This window comes from Nostoc sp. CCY0012, assembly GCF_963920855.1.
Classification (GTDB): domain Bacteria; phylum Cyanobacteriota; class Cyanobacteriia; order Cyanobacteriales; family Nostocaceae; genus Cyanocohniella.
Window position 1 is genome coordinate 95,180 of record NZ_CAWUDM010000003.1, and the last position, 20,052, is coordinate 115,231.

Here is a 20,052-nt window from a genome sequence, read left to right on the forward strand (position 1 = left end):
CCCATCATGGCTATTCAAGAACTCGAACAACAACTTCTTCAGCTTTCGCCCAACGATAAACTATATATTATTCAACTCCTTGCCCAAAGTCTCACCGCACAGAATACCACCACCCACCCAGACCAACCAAGCAAACTCTCAGAAATTCTCAGTCAATCCCCCTTAGCTGAATTTACTAAAGAATTAGACATTAGCCGGGGCTATGCACTGCTAAAAACCCTGATTGAGTCCCTACAAGCAGAAACCCAAACCGAAACCTTAGAATATCCTCTTCCTCAATTTTATGGATGTATCCAAGACGAAACATTCTTTCGCCATTCCCAAGGACAACAACAAGAACGCGAACCCATCCTGTGAAATTCCTGCTAGATACTAACACGTGTATTATCTATATGCGTGGTAAAAATTCCACCTTAAAGCAAAAGCTAGAATCCACTGTAACTAAAGATATTGCTGTTTGCTCAATCGTCAAAGCTGAACTTTTTTATGGTGCAATGAAAAGTGCCAATGCAGAATGTAATCTTAGCTTACAGCAAGAATTTTTATCTCAATTTATATCACTAACCTTTGAAGATATAGCAGCAATGACATTTGGAATTATTCGCTCTCAATTAGAAGCATTAGGTACTCCAATTGGAGCATATGATTTATAAATTGCTGCCATCGCACTGACAAATAACTTAACCCTTGTCACCCATAACACCAGAGAGTTTAAGCGCGTTAAGAAGTTGCTGATTGAAGACTGGGAGATAGATAATTGACAAACGATCGCCCTAATTGACTCTGACAGCAACCCCGACATCTTCAAGCAGAACAACATGGGACAACAATCTCTGTAACCCAGATTTATTTGATTCTTAACTTTAAGTTAAGTCAAACGCGGATGCGAAAATTCGTCTAATTAGATACAATTTTTAAATTAGGAGAGGCGAGGAAAACGAAAGTGGTGCTATTAAAAGGCTTTGAGATTGAGATGTATACTGGCACGCCTCAAGGCGAAATCGTGGGTCTCTCTGACAAAATTGTCGCATCTTTGGATGGATTTGTACGGGAACCAGATAGCCGCAACGTAGAATACATCACCCCGCCATTGAGTAACTACGAAAATATATTGTGTGCCTTGCTGCGTCCCCGGCGGACATTGCGAAAATACCTCCAGACTTTAGGCAACTACACCCTCATTCCCGGCAGTACCCTATCTTTAGGTGGGAGCGATCGCTTCTTTCGTTCCAACCCCGATAACCCCTATCATGACTATATAGAAAACACGTACGGCACCAAAGTCGTTACCGCCAGCGTTCATATCAACATCGGCATCAGTGATCCAGAAATACTCATGCGGGCTTGTCGATTGATTCGCTTAGAAGCACCTTTATTTCTCGCCCTCAGCGCCTCATCTCCCTTTATAGATAGCAAAGCTACTGGCTATCACTCTACCCGTTGGGGTGTGTTTCCCCAAACACCCACTAATGTCCCCTTATTTGCTAGCCACGCCCATCATATTCAATGGGTGGAAGAACAGATAGCGGCGGGAACCATGCAAAACGTGCGGCATCTATGGACTTCCGTACGACCCAATGGCGATAACCGTCCTCATGACCTGAATCGCCTAGAATTGCGAATTTGTGACTTAGTTACCGATCCCATCGCCTTACTAGCCATTACAGCCCTCCTAGAAGCGCGCATATTGCAATTAATCGATAACCCAGACCTCGATCCTTTAACTCAAAGTACCTTCTCCCCCGAAGAACTCATTTCTCTCACCGCCAAAAATGAAGCCGCCGCCGCTACTGCTAGTCTTGATGCCCAACTCACCCATTGGCAAGACGGCAGAACTATCCTAGCCAGAGACTGGATTGCTGAACTGTATGCAGAAGTTTGGGCGATCGCTAAACAACATGGTTTTAGCTGCTTCCTTTCTCCCCTGCATAAAATCCTCCGCGAAGGTAACGAAGCCCAGCAGTGGTTACAACTGCACTCAGTGGGTGTTGACTCTCAGCGGGTGATTACTCAGGCGATCATTGCTACTCAAGAATGCGAAGTCGAATTAGAAAACAAATTGTGTTCTACCCTAACTACTTAGGGACAGGCAAGTAAATCCATCACCAATTGCTGAGTTAACAGCAACAGTAGGGAAAAAATATGTGTCTTTCCGGAAAAGTACATCCGAAGATAGATGTTTCGGGAGATGCCTAAAATTATTTTCTCTACAAACAAATATTATTGACTAGTTTTTAGCCAATAGTATTTTGAAATCAAGTTATTAGAGTGTTTATATTCCGTTTTAAAAATCTAATCTATAGGTGTAGTTTGATAATTATTAACAAAACCTATAGATTGTCTCTATCTTTTGGTAGACTATTTATGTCTAAAGTATAAAATATTACGTCTTACTGATATACGGACAATGCCTCAGGTCGTTTTAGTTTATCCGCAAATCCCTCCCAATACAGGTAATATTGCGCGTACTTGTGCAGCGACAGGTACAGAATTACATTTAGTAGCTCCATTGGGTTTTGAAATTAGCGATCGCTACCTCAAACGAGCTGGTTTAGATTACTGGCCCTACGTTAAACTGCACTATCACGAATCCCTAGAAGCCTTTAAGGCTATACATCAAGAGCGTGGAGGTAGAAGTTTAGGTTTCACAGTCAGAGGCAATTTTAATTACGCCAGGTTTCAATTTCAAGCCGATGATTGGTTGCTTTTTGGCAGTGAAACTACTGGCTTACCATCCACAATTCTTTCAACTTGTGATGCTACTGTCTATATTCCTATGGCCGAGCCTCAGGTTCGCAGCTTGAATCTTTCGGTAAGTGTGGCAGTAAGTTTGTTTGAAGCTCGTCGCCAACTTGGTTACTTGCTGTAGTTAAAGCACAGGGTAAATTAAGTATGTTTATTTAATTTATTTTGTGCTATCAACCTAATAATAGGATTTATGCAAAATGAGGAGTTTATTTATTTAACATTTTGTAGTGTTTTTTTATACTAAAAAAACAAAAAAATCGTCTTTTTTGCCATCAGTACTCACCATAACTAGTGAGTTCATATAAGAAATTTCTATAACTAATCTGCGAGGATACCGAATTTAAATGATAGATTTTGGTGAATTTGGTGTGTCTCTAAATAGAGCCAAAAAGAGGTGAAACCTTTTCTTCTCAAGCATTTGCGCTATTTTGGCTGAATAGGTATTTTCCAGGAGGACAAAAGTGCTTGGAAGTTTGTACGGTTGTCTTTTAGGGAATAATCAACGTAAAGTCTCCTTTTGAGAAGACGGATCAGGTAGAAAAACCTTGAAGATATCTACAGCAAAGGGCATAGCTTTTCCAGAGTTCACAGCCGACATATTCCTGAACAGCAACATGGGACTTGGTAAATATATAATTATTCTCCAGTCCCAGCTAGTACAGCAAAATCGGCGAAGATAACTGAACAAGAGCAAACGTTCTAGGGTGTGTAGGAGTTGAGTGGACAAGTAAGCACAGCAATTTTAAGTTTTGCGTTCCATGTGTGAACTTGTCTAAATCAGAGAAGCAAGTTAATCTTGCGTAAGTATCTCTGGTGAATGTGATCTTGATCTATCGTTCGATGTGATCTAAATCATTGACTAGTATCCGACTGAAAAAATCGAGATCAGTTAAGCGCTAGTGATCATAGGAGGTCGTCTTTGAAACGAGCATTGAAAAAAAGAGAAAAGGCTGTGCTGAAAAATACCCCCAGCGGTGATGATGCCCCAGTAGAACACCTAAACCTAAATGTAGCTAATCCCAAGGTCAACCGCCGGGTGGGGACTCAAGCCGCCATGATTGGCTTGGCAATCTCAATGGGAGCAACCAGCCTTTTGGTGACTCGACAAAGCGATCAAGCCCAAGCAGCAGCGCCTGTAGGCAGCCAAAAGGCAGCCTCAACTACTCCAGCTGCTCCTGATAGTGAGGTGAAATTTGCTTCCACAAAGCTGGCGACTTCCATAGTCTCATTAGCCAGTGTGCCAGAAAATCCTGTCATCGTGGAACCTACAGCAATTTCACAGTTGCCAGGGCTTGAAGCTAAATGGCAAGTTGCCGCGGGTGGAATGTCTGTGCCAGTTCGCACTTTAGATAATTTTTCTACTAAAACAGCAGCGAACAAAACTTCCTGGCAACAATCACCAGTGTTGCAGGAATTGCCAACAGGAAACAAGCTAGAGGAGACAGAAAAAGAACTGTCTAGTGACAATAGCATCACTGATGGCCAAACTGCATACCTAAACGCTCAACCAGAAACCCAGGCACAAGAAAGCCCAGTTGCCAATGGTGAAGTTGATGCTCAACTAAAGGCGCAACAAGAGTTTGCACTAAATCGCTTACAAGAAAAATCGAACCGTTTAAGAAAAAGTCTGGCGGAGTTGCGGTCTGAGGAGACCCAAAATTTATCAAAAGCTGAGATAGCGTTGGCGCAGCCGCAAACCATAGAAAACACGCTACCACCTAGCGTTGTTAATACGGCAGCAGAAGAGTCGTCAACCTTGAGCAACGACAGTACAGAAAGTCTTATATCGAGGTTAAAGCAAACACCACAAACAATAGCCCCGCAGTCACAAGCAGTCACAATTCCTGTGCCAGCTACACCACAAATTGTGGCATCATCGGTGACTACAGCCTACGAAGTTAAACCTGGAGATACACTAGCGGCCATTGCTAGTAGATACAACACTTCAGTGTCAGAACTAGTCAGGGCAAATAATCTTAGCAATCCGGATCAATTAAAAATCAGCCAAAGACTGATGATTCCTGCTACTGGGGCTAATCGTCCTAGTGTGGCTCAGATACCAGTAGTTGTTAACACCCCTAGCGTAAATTCTGGCAGTACGCCGATGGTAGTTAACTACGCTAGTAACAACTTGAATCCCAATCCGCCGATTGCTGCATCACAGTTACCCTTGCCAGTCTTTGCCAATAACAGCAGTGTCAATATCCCTACACCAGTCACTGCCAATAACCAGATACAGGTAAATACTGCGATCGCACCAACAGTAGAATCTACCAGTACTGGCACTAATGGCATTGGTGGTGATACCCCAGTACCGACAGTTTTTGCCGAAATTCAGCAGTCGAGACAAGCAGCTGAGCAAGCGGCAAATACTCAAGATAACGAAGGTATTCGCAGCTTACATGCGGACATTGAAAAATTAAGGGAAAAATACCGCACCCAACAATCTGGCAATGCAGTGGCATCAGCACCGGCTGTCAACGAGAATGTTTCTATACCCATTCCTGTGGCGACACCGAATAATTTTGCAGCATCTCAACCTGTTTCATCACAGAACAGTGCAGCAATATCAATTCCTGTTCCCAGCCCGATGTTACCTGGTGTTGGTAATCAACCTGTAAATTCTCAGTTGCGTGCGACTCGCGCTAACGAGCCAGTCAATCCAGAGTTCGTGCGGAACCAAAGAACTGCTCAACCCTCCAATGCATCACCTACCAGAATTGCAACACCTCCCACCAGTGCTGTTAACTCTGACAATCTAGGAAACTTACGGGGAACTACAGTTTCTCCACAAATGCGTCAACAGCTACCACCTTTGGCAGCAGTAGACCAATACTTACCTAGACCAATTGATGCAACTACACCACCCCCTTCAACCGCTTCTACAGATTTCATGTGGCCTGCCAAGGGTGTATTGACTTCCGGCTATGGACCGCGCTGGGGCAGAATGCACAGAGGCATTGATATTGCTAACGGCGTTGGCACACCAATTTACGCAGCCGCTGATGGTGTGGTGGAAACATCTGGTTGGAACCGAGGTGGTTACGGCATCCTTGTCGATATTCGCCATGCTGACGGCAGTATGACTCGCTATGCCCACAATAACCGCACCTTAGTACGTGTAGGTCAAGAGGTGACTCAAGGGCAACAAATTGCCGAAATGGGTAGCACTGGTTTCAGCACAGGGCCACACACCCACTTTGAAATCCATGCATCAGGCAAGGGAGCCGTTAACCCCATTGCCCTATTACCAGCAGAACGTCTGTAATTCTTTACCTGTTCTCAACTAGTCAACTAAATAATTGTCTTTTTGATTGAGGGAGCTAGACTCCCTCTTTTGCTTTCTATCACCATTAGGACTAAAGTTCATAACACAAGCACTCCAGTTAAAAACAAACGGGATTGATATTTTCTGATTTGTGTATACACCGTAGATATCTTGCCAGAAGCACTACCTGAAATTTAATCAAGCCAAAGACTAGCCATCACCAAATTCGTATGCTATGCTAGGAAACGATTAAAACGCATGGCTCAGTAGCTCAGTTGGTTAGAGCACGGGACTCATAAGCCTGGGGTCGTTGGTTCAAATCCGACCTGAGCCATTTTTAGTAAAGCATCTCTCCAGCCTTTGAGAAGCAATACATATATATGTCTGTATCTTCATATTTATCCATTCTGCTGGTTGAATTGTAGCTGATTCAGCGCAGATCAAGTTATGAATTACAAGGGCAATGTAGATTGACTCAAGACGAAAAATGCTACCTGGAACAAACCGACGATAAAACCTAACACACCGCCCAAAGTGACAATTGCCTGCAATTCATTTTTGACAATTCCCTCAATGGCGTTTTCCAAATCAGCAGGTGAAGTGGATTTCACACGGTCAATAATCACTTGATCTATGGATAAAATCGGGATTACCTGGGCGACAATATTTTCTAAATCTTTTTCTAGATACCGTTCTAAAATTTGGGCTAATTCTTGACTCACCACTTCCAAGGAAGAACTAACTACAGGTGAAGAACTCAAACGATTCAGTAAGAGTGTAGCAATATTGTCCCAGTTCACGGAATCTGTTAATCCTTGGAGTAAATCGCCACCACTCGTTTGTATATAATGGCGGACACTTTCACGTGTAGTTTTGCGGAGTTGTCTGACAGTACCCACTGGCAAATTTTGGAGTGATAAATTTACCAATACTCGCTTCAGGCGATCGCGCATCTGTAAGACTTCGACTAATTCCTTTAAACGCCCATTGGTAGCATCTTTTTCGTCCAAGCAAAAAGTTCGCAACCGCGTCAGAGTATTCCGTAAGCCAAATAAATTTGCTACTACCCAATAAGTACCACTAGTTTTTTCCCGAAAGCTTTCATCAATAGTTTGAATCGTGCGATCGGTTAAAAAATCTATAATTATCTGCCGTAATACATCTGGTGGTAAAACCACCTGCAATAGCCAATCAGCCAAACGTGTCGCTTGTTCGTCAGTTAGTTGCAATTCCAGCAACACTTGGTCAAAAATTTGATTGATCTGTGCTTCGAGAAAATCTTCCCGCCGGGCTAAAACTTTTAGTAGACGTGGTAATGATTCTCCTAACAAATCACGCAAAATCCCCGCCACAATTTTGGCGCTTTTTTGGTTTTTATCTGCCTTGATTTGTTCTACAGCCATTCGCAATAACCACAGAATTGCTGACTGTACGCGTTCTGTTTGTAACAAGCGCCGCGCCAGATTTTGCAATTCCCCTGGAGTCAACAATGACCCCATAATTGTGTTGGAAATATTCTTAGCCAGACGTTCCTGATTGCGAGGAATCAATCCAGGAGTGAATGGTATTCTTCGTCCACCAATATAAATTGCTCGGTAGGGACGAAACAACATTTTGATGGCTATATCATTCGTGAAATAGCCGATAACCCCACCCAGCACCGGGGGTAATACATAAAACCAGAGTGAAGACGAATCCACAGGATTTTGGATTTGGGATTTGGGATTTTTTCAAAAGTTCTTAGGAAGGTAAGCCACTCCTAGGAGACTTTTCTGGATGGATGTTAGATTTTGAATTGAGGATTGGAGCATTTGCCCATTTCCAGCCTTCAAACTCACATTTTCCATCTCAAATCTAAAATTTAGATAGTACCAGCACTCCCATCATACCGTTCGCAATGGGATAGTGTGTGACTGACGTAAAACCAACTTGGCGGGCTAACTCTACTTGTTCTTTCCCTGTGGGGAAACGATCTAGGCTGGGACTGATGTAAGCGTATTCTTCTTTTACACCCATATTCTGGGCAATTGGTACGACTATATGATCCAAATACCATTGCTGAAAAGCGCGAATTTGCTGATTGTCGGGACGATGAAAGTCTAAAATTGCCGCTTTAGCACCAGGCTTGAGGACGCGATGTAATTCTTGCAGGCTACGGGGAATATCTGTAACGTTTCTTAACCCATAGCCCATCGTCGCCGCATCAAATTGGTTGTCATCGCAGGGTAAATTGAGTACGTCAGCTTCTATCCAAGAAATAGGAGGGTGAGGATATTGCTTTTGGGAGCGTTCTTGAGCTGCGGCTAAAAGGTTTGGGGAGAAATCCACACCATGCACATGTCCTTTTACTCCGACACGACGTGCCAAACACAAAGCTAAATCACCACTCCCACAACATAAATCGATGCAATTATCTCCCGGTTTGGCTGCGCTCCATTTGACTGTCATTTCCTTCCATATACGATGTTGTCCCAGACTCAAGAAATTATTTAATTGGTCATAAACTGGAGCAATCCGGTTGAAAATATCACGAATTTCTTGATTCATGTGTGGCTGATTCGCATTTTAAGAAGTTGATCACCCAGTCCAGCATAGCCAAACCTGTGCCAAATAAAAAGACACTCAAGTTAGGGACTTGCAAATATAGAACCTCGCATGACTAGAAGTCACGAGTGTGCGGCTTGCAGAAATCAAAGTATCAATCGCTGTGGGGAGCAGGGGAAACAGGGGGAGAATAAATCTGATAGTTGTATTGGATGCAGGAATTGAGTGTAATTTAATTTTTAGATGTCCCTAAATTTTGGAAACTACAGCAGTTTTCAGATCAAGAGTACCCTAGCTCCTAGCCTCAGTCTCTCCCCCATAGTTCATGGCAATCCCATAAGCAACTAAACTGCTACTGGTTCGCAGCGATTACTAGTAAGAGCGATCGCTACTAGTTCTGTAGATAAGCGAATTAAATTCAATTCATCTTCTCGCAACGAGCAAGATTGTTGCCACTGAAGGGACAACACGCCTAACATATGATTGCGGTAGATGATAGGAATAACTAAATGTGCTTGTGTACTAGTATCTTGATAATGAGCTACATCAGCCAGTTTGGCATCTTTGGCTACATTTAAGGAAACTTGCATTTGCCCAGTGGCGATCGCTTCACTTGTCAGTGGATCTTGATCTAGCCAGTTTTTGATAGCACCCGCACGACAATAACCACCTTGGGTTGGCGACAGCTTATTTCCCTCAACTAGCTGCAAAATACAACTATCTACGGCAAAACTTTCACTAAATACCGTAGCAATGGGTGTGAGAGTTTCCTCTAAACTATGAGCTGCTTGTGTTACCTGCACCAAAACAGTCAACAACGCCATTTGAGCATTAGCCCGGCGTAATTCTTCTGTTCGTTGCTTGAGTAAGTCGTAAGTTTCTGCGGCCCTCTGTACTACTGCTTTGAGTTCACCTGGGTCCCAAGGCTTGGTGATATATTTGTAGACTTGTCCGGCATTAATTGCCTCTACCAAGTCTTCAATATCAGTAAACCCGGTGAGGATAATTCTGACAGTATCCGGAAACTGAGGTACAGTTTTGCTGAGAAACTCAGTTCCTTTCATTTCTGGCATTCGTTGATCGGAAATGATTACCGCCACTTCCCCTTCTGCTGCCAATACTTCGAGAGCGTTAACGCCACTATCGGCTTTGAGGACATTAAAGTCCCGCCGAAAAGTGCGATATAGCAAATCAAGATTATCTGGCTCATCATCAACTACCAAAATTTTGAGTTTTTTTGGTCTTTCTAAATTAGATAATTGACGATGACTTGTATGAGTTTCCGCAATGGGATTATCCATGAGATAATTCCTATCAATATTGATTAATTTTGTTATATTCCATACCCAGGTTATTTGAGAATAGCCGTCAAGCCTTGCGTAAATGTACGAATGTAATTTCAAATTGCTTGACTTTAATAGATGTTTAGCTTTTTTGTCCTATATTCTTAGTTTTTATACCTTACTTGTAAGTATTATTCATAACTCATATTTTTGTTCGGCGGTAGAGTGTAGGGATAGTCAACGGTTAAAGATTACAATAAGATTTGCTGACGAGGAAATCACCCTCTCAAGTTGAAGCTCCCACCCCAGAATTATGACTAATCTACCTCCCAATGCTCAAAATCCTGAAAATGCTACTAACGATGTCGTCATTCCAGAGTTACTCAAAAAACTAAGGCAAAAACAAGGCACCTGGGTAGAATGGGGAATGGCGATCGCTTCCCTACAAAAAGCCGGTTACAATCCCCAGGAAATTTTTGAGGAAACTGGATTTGAGCCAATTCAACAAAATCAGGTAATTGTTGGTTCCCAAGTTTATAATTCTTTAGAAAAAGGTGGGGCATCAGAAGCCGCGCGATCGCACTTTACTACACGCGGTAGTGATGTTTTGTATGAACTGCGCTTGCTCACCCAAGAAGAACGCGCAGCGGCGGCTGAATTGACTTTTGTCCACAAACTTGATGTAGATGAAGCAAGGGAAGTAGCCAAAGCCATTAAAGATTTTTCTCGCTTGCGAAATTTACCAACTGGATTTTCTGCCCACCCTGGTGATGCTGTGGCTTACCAAGCGTGGAAATTAGCACGGCAATATACAGATTTACAAGAGCGATCGCGCCTGATTGCCAAAGGCTTAAAATTTGCCCATACACCCACAGCCAGAAAACAAATTGAACAATTATTAATAGATTTTACGGTAGTCTCCCAGCGCCCGGCTCCCATTCTGCCTTTTTATCGATTTGAGTCGGAAGACGAAGTACCACGCATCGTGCCAGTGGTAGGAGAGTTACCATTAACACCGCAAGACTTGCAAGGTGTACCCTTTGTAGAAACGATTCAGCCATTTGCTATGGTTAAGTTTGCTGGTGAACAAGCATGGGTACCATTACCAGGATGGCAAGTATTATTGAATGCAGAAGATCCAGTAGCTATTTTGTGTAATAGCGATCGCCTCCCCAATCAAACAAACACTATATCTACACCAGTCCTAGTAGTTGTAGATCGTGCCGATAGACAATGGCATGACTCTAGCTACTTCGTAGTTGATCAAGGTGGTGAATTAGAATTTCAGTGGTTTGAAACTGATCCAGAAATTCCCCTACTAGGGCGAATTGCGGTGATTGTGCGTCCTAAGAAAATCTTTGATGAAGAAATTAGCAAGGATGCTTGGCAAATTGATGAATAGTTGACTGGGGACTGGGAAATTAAAAAACTAAGCTTTAATCTTGTTGCACCGATAAAGCTGATAGGGAACACCTATGCGATAGTGCTGGGCGGTGTCTATGTTACAAGTTTCTTTCCCAAAAATAGCTACTTGCGGGGGATAATCTCGTCTTCTCAGTCCTGGAGCAACTATCCATAAATTTAGCTGAGATGCTTCTGGTGTGGGTATTTCGGCTAATTTTTGCCAAAAAAGGGATAAATCAGGACGTTGATTTAAAATAGCCAAGCTATCAGAGTTATAAAAACTAACTGGAACTTCTGTACTTGTATGACTCCTGAGTTTTTCTAAGGCTAAAGCAAAACTTAACCCTAATGCAACATCCTGATAATTGCTGTATCCCACTACTAGCATCAGGGGAACAGAAGGTTCTAAATTCATATTTTGGGCAACTTGTTCAGGCTGGAAGGGTTTTTGAAACACTAGGTTAGAAACTACAAAAACACAACTGAGAATACCCACAAGTAAAATAATAAACTTGGAATTTTTACTGTTGCTAAAACTGGCTGCTAGCAAAGCACAAAAACTGGGATAGTAAACAAAATTGTAGCGGGGAACAACAGTAATATCTTTACCTAATAAATAAGCAATAGTAAAAAATTGGATCAATATAAGAATTGTAAAACTTAAAAGTGTGAATATTGCTAAATGAGTCTGATTATTTAACCATAAAATTTTTATTTTTTTGCAACCGTGCCATCCTACCCATATAGCAAAACCCACCATCAGCAAACCACAGATAATGGTAATTACTAAAGGCTGATTTTCCACAGGTAAAGCAATTAACATTAACACCCAACTAATCAAAGTTTGATATATGGGTGCTATGTGGATAGTAGCAGGTAACCAATTAGTTTCGGAACTTTGAAAATGACTAATAAAGACTATTATCCAGGGAAGCAAACTAATAATAACTCCACTAGTGGACAAAATCAAAGCCAAGCAAATTAGAGATTTGTTGAGTTTAGGATTATACCAATAAATTAATGCAAAAATTGTAGTAACTTCAGCAATAAAAGCCAGAATAAAAAAGTAATGTACATAAATACCAATGCTATTAATAATAGCCCATAAAACCCAAACCCAAACTCTCAAGTGTTGCTGCTCAAAAATATCCTTTTGAATTTGGATGAGTCCCAATAATGCTAACGTTATCAGAAACATAGGCATTGTATAGTGCCTTGCTTCTTGGGAAAGGTAAACAGCAAAAGGAGAAACAGCCATGATTAATGCTGCCATGATTCCAGAAGCGCCAGAGAAGGCGATGCGATTGACACCATAAATTGCGGCGATCGCTCCGACACCAAATAAAGCTGGTAGCGATCGCAATTTTTCCACCCACTCTGCACCCAAAGGACTCAGCCACCCTAACCAACTGTACATCCCGCAAAAAAATAGCGGCGGATGGGTAGACTGATTAGCCAGATTTGCAGCAATTTGAGAACAGCTAACCCCCGACTGGTAAGTAAAAATTTCTGGTACTCTAGCAAGTGGTAACGCTGTATCCAAAGGCAAATCGTAATAACTTTTGCCTAGACTAAAAATAGCTGTAATGACCTCATCCATCCACAGTGGTTTTAAATCTAGATGCCAAAATCGCAAAACAGCACCAAGGGCCATCGCCCCAGCTAAACCCAGATAATGTAAATACCGTTTAATATTTGTCATTATTTAGTTATTCGCAATCCTAGGGGATATCCACAAAAAAAATATAAGGAGTACATATTCATAAATCACTGAAGATTGCTATATATAGATAATTATTTATCTTTGCAGTTTAATACAGCAATGCTAATTTGAGTAATTTTTTTGGTGATTTTTTTATGTGCCTTACTTAATCACAAAATGCTGTAACTTCATTCAAAAACTAAAATTTTATATGTATGTCAGACGCTAATTTTACGGCTACAGTGCCTCCAGAATCTCGTCAGCCACAATTATCTCAACTTCTCTGGGAGAAAACTTTAAAAATCCGTAATAGTCTGCGTCCGGGACAACAGCAAATGGCTGATTGGCAATCAGGGCCATTAGCTATTTCCGCCGTTCCTGGTGCTGGCAAATCTACAGGTATGGCCGCAGCAGCAGCCATCGCCATTGCGCGCCAGTACGCAATTCCCCCCGAATCGCGCCCATTGTCCCGTCGTCAAATTGTCGTTGTGACCTTTACGCGTTCAGCTGCTGCGAATATTAAAGCCAAAATCCGCAAATACTTACGAGAGGATTTATCTTTACCGCAGACAGGCTTTGCAGTGTATACTTTGCACGGTCTAGCTTTGAACATTGCCAGCCGCCATCCTAATTTATCAGGTTTAGAGTTAGAGAATGTCACATTAATCACACCTAGTCAAAGCCACCGTTTTATCCGTACAGCCGTAGAACAATGGATTGCTGAACATCCAGGGCGATATCTACGGTTACTAGAAGGGCATCAATTTGACGGAGAGGAAACAGAAAGATTACGCCGTCAATCTGTGCTGCGAACAGAAGTATTACCCGATTTAGCGACTACAGTCATTCATGAAGCCAAAAGTTCTGGGATATCGCCAGAACAACTACGCGATTGGAGTCAACAAACCACAGACGAATATGCAATTTTGCAGGTAGCCGCAGGATTGTATAAACAATATCAAAACTTAATGCGATCGCGTGACTTCATCGACTACGACGACATGATTTTAGCCGCCCTCCGCGTTTTAGAAAACGACAGCGCCCGGCGCCGAGAACAAAAGGAAGTCTACGCCGTTTTTGAAGACGAAGCCCAAGATTCCAGCCCCTTACAGACACAGCTGTTAGAGATTTTGGCAAGAGATGAGGAAGATGAGAAAAATAATTCTTTACTTCCCCACTCCGCACTCCCTACTCCCTACTCCCTACTAAACTTAGTCCGAGTTGGTGATCCTAATCAGGCGATTAACTCGACTTTTACGCCAGCCGATCCGATTTATTTTCGGGAATTTTGCCAACAGTGCGATCGCTCTGGCAAACTAGCAACAATGGATCAAGCCGGTCGCAGTACCAGAGTTATCATTGAAGCCGCCAACTTTACCCTGGAATGGGTAAACAAGTTATATCAAAACAAAAATCAATCATCTCCCCCAACGTCCCCATCCCCCTTTCGTTCGCAAAAAATTCGCCCTGTGGACAGTAACGATCCTCAACTTAATGCCAACCCAGCACCCATAGGTAGAGGATTAGAACTGTATACACCGCGTGATATTCATCATACAGTTGAGTTAATTTCCCAAAGAGTCATTGAGTTATTTGCTGAAAACCCTACAGAAGTGAGTGCGGCAATTTTGGTGCGGGAAAATCGCCAAGGAAGATGGCTAGCAGAAGCCTTAACACCTGTATGTAAAGAGCATAAAATTACACTTTATGATGTGGGTGAACGCGATCGCCGTTCGCATATTCCCCAAGAAATTTTGGCATTACTGCAATTTTGCCATCGCCCTCATTCCCCGGACTACCTGAAAGCCTCTTTAGAGGTATTGGTACAGCGTCAATTGATTCCTACCCAAGACCTCAACGCCTTAGCTAGTCTCCCAGAAGAATTTTTATATCCCGGCCCCCTAGCGCCACCCCAGTCAGAACCCGTACAAAAAGCCGCTAGTTTGTGCCGTAAGTTGCTCCGCGCTCGTTTGGAATTGCCTCTATATCAGCTTATTTCTTTTCTGGCCTTAACTTTAAATTACGACCAAGCAGAATTGGCAACGGCTGACAAACTTGCAGAACGAGTAAATCAGCAAATAGCTGGCAATAGTTCAATGGGGGCGATGTTATCAACTTTAAGTGAAATTGTCAGTTCTGAACGGTTTGAACCAGTGGAAACAGATGATTTAGAAGCGCGTTATACCCGTTGTGGTCAATTGACAATTATCACCATGCACAAAGCTAAAGGGTTAGACTGGGACTATGTATTTATGCCCTTTCTTCACGAAAACTTGATTCCTGGCAGATTTTGGGTTCCTCCCCAAAGCCAGTTTTTAGGAGATTTCACCTTATCAGAAGTAGCTCGCGCCCAAATTCGGGCGGCTCTCCACGGTGAATCTGATATACCCGATGTCACCCAAGCGTGGGAACAGGCAAAACATCTGAAAACAGCTGAGGAATATCGATTACTTTATGTTGCCATGACCAGAGCTAAACGCCTGCTGTGGATGTCTGCATCACAAAAAGCGCCTTTTACTTGGAGTAAACCGGAAAATTTGCAAGAACAAGCGCCATGTCCGGTGTTTCCGGCTTTAAAAAGTCACTTTTCTAAATTCGTAATGGGCTATGCCCCGCTTCGCTAACGTAATTCGTAATATGAAATCAGTGATTAAGGTACGTGCTTTCATCAACTGCGCCAGCATATTCGCCTTGATGTTGACGAGTCTGCTAACTTGCGGATGTGGCATCACGAATAACAATGCTGTTGCCGATGGATTGGGTACACAAACTCAAATCAGCCAGAATGATTCTCCGAAATTGCCCAAGGCGATCGCAGATAAAATTTTAACCGACGCGTCCCAAGGTTCTGGGGTGGCAATTCCTGACTTAAAAATCACTCAAGTTAAATCCCAAACTTTTAGCAATCCCTGTAAATTCAACTTTGGCGAAATCTGTACCCAAGAATACAACCCGGTGGCGGCTTGGGAAGTGATTGTCAACGTCAAAAATCAATATTGGACTTACCACGTTAATCAATCCGGCTCCCAAATTGTTTTAGATCCTCAATTTAAAGTGGACTCTGGAAATTTCCATAAATAGTATATAATTATGGATTGTGTCGAATTGAAGCCAGACAATGCCTAAACTAAAGACCCGTAAAGCAGCGTCCAAGCGATTCCGTGCCACCGGTAGCGGTAAAATCGTCCGTCGCAAAGCTTTTAAAAACCACCTTTTAGAACACAAGTCTGCTAACAAAAAGCGTAGCTTTTCTAAAATGGCAGTTGTCAACGAACGTGATGAAGAAAACGTACGCTTGATGCTTCCTTATTTGTAACTTTTTCAGGAAATACAGGAAATAAACTATGACTCGGGTAAAACGCGGTAACGTAGCTCGTAAACGCCGCAATAAAATTCTCAAACTAGCTAAAGGTTTTCGCGGTTCCCACTCAACTCTATTTAGAACCGCCAACCAACAGGTAATGAAAGCGTTGCGGAGTGCTTACCGCGATCGCAAAAAGAAAAAGCGTGATTTTCGTCGCCTGTGGATCACCAGAATTAATGCTGCTGCTAGACAGCATGGTTTGAGCTACAGCCAATTGATTGGTAATTTGAAAAAAGCCGATATTCAACTCAACCGTAAGATGTTGGCGCAATTGGCAGTTCTCGATCCTGCTAGCTTTGGCAAAGTTGCAGAATTAGCACTTCAAGCTAAACAATAAAGGTGGTAACGGATGAATAACCGATGTAACAGATGGCGCATGATGAATCCGTTACATCTGGTATTATCCGCTATCATTTTTTGTATTTTCTGGTGGACAATTTGGGGAACAGGATCGATAGCATCAGCCGCCCCAATGCCAGAAATTCAGCGACGAGGTTACTTAACTATTGCCGTTAAAGATAACTTGCGTCCCTTAGGATTTAGAGACGATAGTGGTAACTTACAAGGCTTAGAAATCGACTTAGCAAAGCGTTTGGCATTGGACTTGTTAGGGAAAGCAGATGCTATCAAGTTTCAACAAGTAGCCAACCGCGATCGCCTGTCTGTAGTCTTAAACAATCAAGTTGATTTAGCCATCGCCAGAGTCACAGCCACAGAATCCCGCGCCCGGTTAGTTAGCTTCAGTGTTCCTTACTACTATGACGGGGCTGTCATAGTGACAAAAGATACTGCCGTGCGGCGGATAAGTGATTTAACTAACCGGAAAATAGCCGTCATTAACAACTCCAGCACAGTAGCCCAAGTGCGGTATTATATGCCCGAAGCCGAGTTAGTGGGAGTTAAATCATATCAAGAAGCGCGATCGCTCACAGAAAATAATACCGTAGATGCCTTTGCCGCCGATGCTAGCGTTCTTAGCGGTTGGGTGCAACAATATCCCCAATACAGGATTTTACCCACCAAACTATCCACAGAACCCTTATCTGTAGTCATGCCCAAAGGATTACAGTACGATCAATTAAGAAGACAAGTCAACGAAGCGATCGCTCGATACACAGCAGAAGGTTGGCTCAAAGAACGAGTCCAACATTGGGGACTAGGAACAAGAATGTAAATACTTCCTCATCTCTCCACGTCCCCCAGTATCCGATAATAGATAAAGAAATAATATTTGTATTTGCAGGCAATGGATAAAAACTTAGCTATTATTTATCTCTCAATTTTTGTGGGTTTGCTTTTATTTGCAGTGGTGAATGTATTTCAGCAAATTTTCAAAACTCGCAAACGTGAAACCGCCTTATCACGGTTACGCAAAAAGCTAGAAAAGGAAAAAGGTACGGCTCAAGAATATTACGAGTTGGCTAGTATTTATTCAGAAAAAAAACTATTTTCTCAAGCCGTGGTGTTGTTTCAAAAAGCCCTTAAAGCGGCTGAAGAAGAAGGAGAAGAAAATAGTGCGCCTATTTACAACGGACTAGGTTATGTTTACTTTGGTCAAGAGCAATATGACTTAGCGATTCGTCAATACAAAGAAGCTTTGAAACTGAAACCAGATTATGTGACAGCACTGAATAATCTCGGTCACGCCTACGAACGCAAAAAATTAACTGCACAGGCGCTACAAATGTATGAAGATGCACTCAAGTTTGCTCCCAACAATAAAACTGCAAAACGCCGTGCTGAATCTTTGCGCCGCTTGGTTTCTGCGTAGATAGTCAAAACTAAAAAACTCAGATATATACTCTGCGTCTTTGTGGTTAAATAAATTACTTTTGAACCACAGAGGTGCGGAGAATACTGAGAGAAAAAACACAACCTTTGTGGTTAATATATTTTTCCCTATAATTTTATAACGAGCATTATCAACAAAAATTAATAAAAATATTTGTCCAATCGTTAAGAGTTATTTAATTAAACAACAAGAATATTGTTAAATACAGAGGCTAGACCCCAATCAGTAACTAGGTTTGAGCTATTAATTACCAACCAAATCAGCAAAAAGTCCTATTTCTTCCTCACTCCAACTTTTGAGACAATCAAAAGCGATTTAATAATCATGCACTCATAGTTATTTGAGTTGAAAAGGGAGAACCAGTCATGAAATTGGCTTACTGGATGTATGCAGGGCCAGCCCACATCGGCACTTTGCGGATTGCGAGTTCATTTAAAAACGTTCATGCGATCATGCACGCCCCATTAGGTGATGACTACTTTAACGTCATGCGCTCTATGCTATCGCGGGAGAGAAACTTCACCCCAGTAACCACCAGTGTTGTTGACCGCAACGTTTTAGCACGGGGTTCACAAGAAAAGGTGGTAGACAACATCACCCGCAAAGATGCCGAAGAACACCCAGATTTGATTGTGTTAACTCCCACCTGCACCTCTAGCATTTTGCAAGAAGACCTGCACAACTTTGTCGAACGGGCGCAGTTGGAGGCGAAAGGAGACGTAATGCTAGCGGATGTCAACCACTACCGCTTCAACGAACTGCAAGCAGCCGATCGCACTCTACATCAAATCGTCCACTACTACATCGAGAAAGCTCGTAAAAAGGGCGAACTCCCAGAAGGCAAAACCGAAAAACCCTCAGTTAACATCATCGGTAATTCCACCCTTGGGTTTCATAACAACCACGATTGCACCGAACTCAAGCGGCTGATGGCTGATTTGGGAATTGAAATAAATACAATCATTCCCGAAGGTGCGGCGGTGCATGATTTGAAAAAAATGCCCAAAGCCTGGTTTAACTTAGTTCCTTACCGTGAACTGGGCTTAATGACTGCTCATTACTTAGAAGAACAATTTGGCACACCTTACATAGACATTACCCCAATGGGTGTAGTGGAAACAGCACGGTGTATCCGCAAAATTCAACAAGTAATTAACGCCCAAGGGGCTGATGCTGACTACGAAGACTTCATCAACGAGCAAACCTTACATGTCTCTCAGGCTGCTTGGTTCTCTCGTTCCATTGACTGTCAAAACTTGACTGGTAAAAAAGCTGTAGTGTTTGGTGACAATACCCACGCCGCCGCCATCACCAAAATTTTGGCCAGAGAAATGGGGATTCATGTAGTTTGGGCTGGAACCTACTGTAAATATGATGCCGATTGGTTCCGCGAACAAGTGAGTGAATACTGTGATGAAGTTCTGATTACCGACGATCATGGAGAAATTGGGGATGCGATCGCTCGTGTCGAACCTTCTGCTATATTTGGTACTCAAATGGAACGTCACGTTGGTAAACGCTTAGACATACCTTGTGGTGTCATTGCTTCACCCATCCACGTGCAAAACTTCCCCATTGGTTACAAACCATTCTTAGGTTATGAAGGTACCAACCAGATTACCGATTTGATCTACAACTCCTTCACCTTAGGAATGGAAGATCACCTCTTAGAAATCTTCGGTGGTCACGACACCAAAGAAGTCATTACCAAAGGCATTTCTGCCGACTCTGACCTGAACTGGACAAAAGACGGTCAAGCCGAACTAAACAAAATCCCTGGTTTTGTCCGTGGCAAAGTCAAACGCAACACCGAGAAATTTGCTCGTGAGCGAGGCATGAAAGAAATTAATGCTGAAGTCCTTTACGCAGCGAAGGAAGCTGTCGGTGCTTAGAAAGGGAGTAGGGAGTAGGGAGTAGAAGCAGGGGGGCAGGGGGCAGGGAGCAGGG

At 42.7% G+C, this 20,052-nt stretch carries 17 protein-coding genes and 1 tRNA gene; 14 read left to right on the forward strand and 4 right to left on the reverse strand.

Annotated features, from left to right (window positions below; all coding sequences use genetic code 11):
- The first annotated feature begins 6 nt into the window (after window positions 1-6).
- From ACM0OS_RS01530 to ACM0OS_RS01555, 6 genes are all read left to right on the forward strand, one after another.
- Entirely contained in the window at window positions 7-357 is a 351-nt protein-coding gene (locus ACM0OS_RS01530; RefSeq protein ID WP_414541387.1) for a hypothetical protein, read from the forward strand.
- Window positions 358-392: 35 nt separating this feature from the next.
- Window positions 393-653, forward strand: coding sequence for a type II toxin-antitoxin system VapC family toxin (locus ACM0OS_RS01535; protein ID WP_414541388.1), 261 nt, complete (start codon window positions 393-395; stop codon window positions 651-653).
- A 290-nt stretch (window positions 654-943) separates the two neighbouring features.
- Window positions 944-2,083 (forward strand): glutamate--cysteine ligase, encoded by a 1,140-nt coding sequence (gene gshA / locus ACM0OS_RS01540; RefSeq protein ID WP_414541389.1) that lies wholly within the window; start codon window positions 944-946, stop codon window positions 2,081-2,083.
- A gap of 324 nt (window positions 2,084-2,407) precedes the next feature.
- Entirely contained in the window at window positions 2,408-2,869 is a 462-nt protein-coding gene (locus tag ACM0OS_RS01545; RefSeq protein WP_414541390.1) for a tRNA (cytidine(34)-2'-O)-methyltransferase, read from the forward strand.
- 798 nt (window positions 2,870-3,667) lie between these two features.
- On the forward strand, window positions 3,668-6,016 hold the full coding sequence (locus ACM0OS_RS01550) for a peptidoglycan DD-metalloendopeptidase family protein (RefSeq protein ID WP_414541391.1): 2,349 nt from the start codon (window positions 3,668-3,670) through the stop codon (window positions 6,014-6,016).
- A 260-nt stretch (window positions 6,017-6,276) separates the two neighbouring features.
- Window positions 6,277-6,350, forward strand: a tRNA-Met gene (locus ACM0OS_RS01555).
- A gap of 118 nt (window positions 6,351-6,468) precedes the next feature.
- Here the strand turns inward: ACM0OS_RS01555 and ACM0OS_RS01560 are convergent.
- The 3 genes from ACM0OS_RS01560 to ACM0OS_RS01570 form a co-directional block, all read right to left on the reverse strand.
- On the reverse strand, window positions 6,469-7,716 hold the full coding sequence (locus tag ACM0OS_RS01560; RefSeq protein ID WP_414541392.1) for a DUF445 domain-containing protein: 1,248 nt from the start codon (window positions 7,714-7,716) through the stop codon (window positions 6,469-6,471).
- Window positions 7,717-7,870: 154 nt separating this feature from the next.
- Window positions 7,871-8,563 (reverse strand): bifunctional demethylmenaquinone methyltransferase/2-methoxy-6-polyprenyl-1,4-benzoquinol methylase UbiE, encoded by a 693-nt coding sequence (gene ubiE / locus ACM0OS_RS01565; protein ID WP_414541393.1) that lies wholly within the window; start codon window positions 8,561-8,563, stop codon window positions 7,871-7,873.
- A gap of 341 nt (window positions 8,564-8,904) precedes the next feature.
- Complete coding sequence (locus tag ACM0OS_RS01570) at window positions 8,905-9,861, reverse strand: response regulator (protein WP_414541394.1); 957 nt, start codon at window positions 9,859-9,861, stop codon at window positions 8,905-8,907.
- Between the two features lie 295 nt (window positions 9,862-10,156).
- On the opposite strand from ACM0OS_RS01570, the gene ACM0OS_RS01575 reads away from it, so the two are divergent.
- A complete protein-coding gene (locus tag ACM0OS_RS01575) occupies window positions 10,157-11,245 on the forward strand; it encodes a RuBisCO accumulation factor 1 (RefSeq protein WP_414541395.1) in 1,089 nt (362 codons plus the stop codon).
- Between the two features lie 27 nt (window positions 11,246-11,272).
- Here ACM0OS_RS01575 and ACM0OS_RS01580 read toward each other — a convergent pair whose 3' ends face one another.
- A complete protein-coding gene (locus tag ACM0OS_RS01580) occupies window positions 11,273-12,949 on the reverse strand; it encodes a hypothetical protein (protein WP_414541396.1) in 1,677 nt (558 codons plus the stop codon).
- 215 nt (window positions 12,950-13,164) lie between these two features.
- Between ACM0OS_RS01580 and ACM0OS_RS01585 the strand changes: the two genes are divergently transcribed.
- The 7 genes from ACM0OS_RS01585 to bchB all read left to right on the forward strand — a co-directional run bounded on the left by ACM0OS_RS01585 (window position 13,165) and on the right by bchB (window position 19,997).
- Window positions 13,165-15,573, forward strand: a complete 2,409-nt coding sequence (locus ACM0OS_RS01585) for an ATP-dependent helicase (RefSeq protein ID WP_414541397.1) — start codon at window positions 13,165-13,167, stop codon at window positions 15,571-15,573.
- Between the two features lie 13 nt (window positions 15,574-15,586).
- Window positions 15,587-16,030 (forward strand): hypothetical protein, encoded by a 444-nt coding sequence (locus ACM0OS_RS01590; RefSeq protein WP_414541398.1) that lies wholly within the window; start codon window positions 15,587-15,589, stop codon window positions 16,028-16,030.
- A 37-nt stretch (window positions 16,031-16,067) separates the two neighbouring features.
- Complete coding sequence (gene rpmI / locus ACM0OS_RS01595) at window positions 16,068-16,265, forward strand: 50S ribosomal protein L35 (protein WP_414541399.1); 198 nt, start codon at window positions 16,068-16,070, stop codon at window positions 16,263-16,265.
- A gap of 28 nt (window positions 16,266-16,293) precedes the next feature.
- Window positions 16,294-16,650: a 50S ribosomal protein L20 gene (rplT, locus tag ACM0OS_RS01600; RefSeq protein ID WP_414541400.1), complete on the forward strand. Its 357-nt coding sequence runs from the start codon at window positions 16,294-16,296 to the stop codon at window positions 16,648-16,650.
- A 12-nt stretch (window positions 16,651-16,662) separates the two neighbouring features.
- On the forward strand, window positions 16,663-17,487 hold the full coding sequence (locus tag ACM0OS_RS01605; RefSeq protein WP_414541401.1) for a transporter substrate-binding domain-containing protein: 825 nt from the start codon (window positions 16,663-16,665) through the stop codon (window positions 17,485-17,487).
- A 72-nt stretch (window positions 17,488-17,559) separates the two neighbouring features.
- Window positions 17,560-18,084 carry a tetratricopeptide repeat protein gene (locus ACM0OS_RS01610; protein WP_414541402.1) on the forward strand — a complete coding sequence of 175 codons (525 nt, stop codon included), beginning with the start codon at window positions 17,560-17,562 and terminating at the stop codon, window positions 18,082-18,084.
- Window positions 18,085-18,470: 386 nt separating this feature from the next.
- The gene (gene bchB / locus ACM0OS_RS01615; protein WP_414541403.1) at window positions 18,471-19,997 is read left to right on the forward strand and encodes a ferredoxin:protochlorophyllide reductase (ATP-dependent) subunit B; all 1,527 of its coding nucleotides are present in this window, start codon (window positions 18,471-18,473) and stop codon (window positions 19,995-19,997) included.
- Window positions 19,998-20,052 lie beyond the last annotated feature (55 nt).